This is a genomic window from Pelatocladus sp. BLCC-F211, from assembly GCF_041928655.1.
Lineage (GTDB): Bacteria > Cyanobacteriota > Cyanobacteriia > Cyanobacteriales > Nostocaceae > Pelatocladus.
Genome location: NZ_JBHFLM010000021.1, coordinates 1 through 1,601, shown reverse-complemented (window position 1 = coordinate 1,601; position 1,601 = coordinate 1). Strand labels below are relative to the sequence as shown.

Here is a 1,601-nt window from a genome sequence, read left to right as displayed (position 1 = left end):
ATCGGTTATTTAAATCAGTAGATGAGTTAAAGAATTTACTGGATAGATTGTTAAATCAGGGAGAACTAATAATTCAATGGGGACGAAAAGTAAAAAATAAAGGAAATGCTGCTATTGCAAACTAAATGTGGAACAGCTTATGAAATTATTACTCCTGATGGAAAGTCCAACGATGTTAGCGATGTCAAACCAGTCGCTGGAAAGATAGATTTAGCAATAGTAAAATTTGCTAGCAATCGACAATACCGAATTGCCACAATAGGAAATTCAGACAAGATTGCAACAGGCAATCAAGTTTACGTCTACGGTTTCCCAATAGCTACAACCACTACCAAACGCCGTCTGGGACAGTTTACAGAAGGAAAAATAGCTGCCAACGCCTCTAAAGCATTGCCGGGAGGTTATACCTTGCAATATGACAATCAAACGCAAAAAGGGATGGAGGGAAGTCCAGTACTGAACGAAAATGCTGAATTGATAGGCATTCACACTAAAAATGACACACTAGAACAGCAAGTACCGGAAAATCGAGAAGTTGCAATTCTTACAACTACACAAAATTACGCTATACCCATTAATACCTTTGTGCAGCAATCAAAAACTGTTGGCATTGCCTTAGACATTTCCGCACCTACACCTACAGTTGTTACCACAAACCCCAAAGCTGACGACTTCTACATTCAGGCTGGTTATAAGTATAAAAAAGGTGACTTCAAGGGAGCGATCGCTGATTATACTGAAGCAATTCGCCTTAATCCTCAACTTGTTAATGCTTACACAGATAGAGGAGTTGTCCGTGCAGAGTTGGGTGACAATCAAGGAGCCATTGCCGATTATAACCAGGCGTTGCGAATCGATTCTATTTATTACGCAGCCTACCATAATCGGGGTTATGCCCGTGCAGAGTTAGGTGACAAGCAAGGAGCAATAGATGATTTCAACCAAGCACTACGACTTAATCCCAATCTTGCAGAAACTTACAATGCACGCGGTAGAACTCGTGCTGACTTGGGTGATAAGCAAGGAGCGCTAGATGATTACAACCAAACACTACGGATAACTCCTAACTATTTTAGAGCTTACAGCAATCGTGGTATTGTCCGCTTTCAGTTAGGTGATAAGCAAGGCGGTATTGAAGATTTCAACCAAGCGCTGCGGATTAATCCCAAATATGCTAAGGGTTATTATAATCGCGGTTATGCCTTCTTTCAATTGCAAGACTGGCAAAAAGCGATCGCTGATTTTAACAAAGAACTACAAATTAACCCTAAACATGCTGATGCTTATGTTTATCGAAGTATTGCCCGTTTGGAATTAAAAGTTGACACTCCCCTGGCTAAAGCCGAGGGGATTCTTGGTTCACAGACTCGCCGTTAGACAGCAGGTTTACACCAACTGCCCAAGAGGGCAAATCTCCCCAAGCGTAAGTTCCGGTATGCCCTACCGTACTGAGTCCTAGTCTCAAAATATTGATTGCTGCATTGATATCTCTGTCTTCTGTGTATCCGCAATGAGGACAAACATGAGTTCGAGTAGACAGAGATTTCTTAACCTTCTTGCCACAGTTAGAGCAGTTTTGGCTTGTATTATGAGGAGGAACA

2 protein-coding genes are annotated in these 1,601 nt (G+C 41.5%); one reads left to right on the top strand and one right to left on the bottom strand.

Annotated elements, in window-relative coordinates; genetic code table 11:
• Nucleotides 1-105: 105 nt before the first annotated feature.
• Complete coding sequence (locus tag ACE1AT_RS01690) at nt 106-1,377, top strand: tetratricopeptide repeat-containing serine protease family protein (protein ID WP_374865583.1); 1,272 nt, start codon at nt 106-108, stop codon at nt 1,375-1,377.
• On the opposite strand, the gene ACE1AT_RS01685 is transcribed toward ACE1AT_RS01690, so the two are convergent.
• Nucleotides 1,337-1,601, bottom strand: a 265-nt coding sequence (locus tag ACE1AT_RS01685; RefSeq protein ID WP_374865582.1) for a zinc ribbon domain-containing protein, incomplete at its 5' end; no start/stop codon positions are given. The genes ACE1AT_RS01690 and ACE1AT_RS01685 overlap by 41 nt on opposite strands.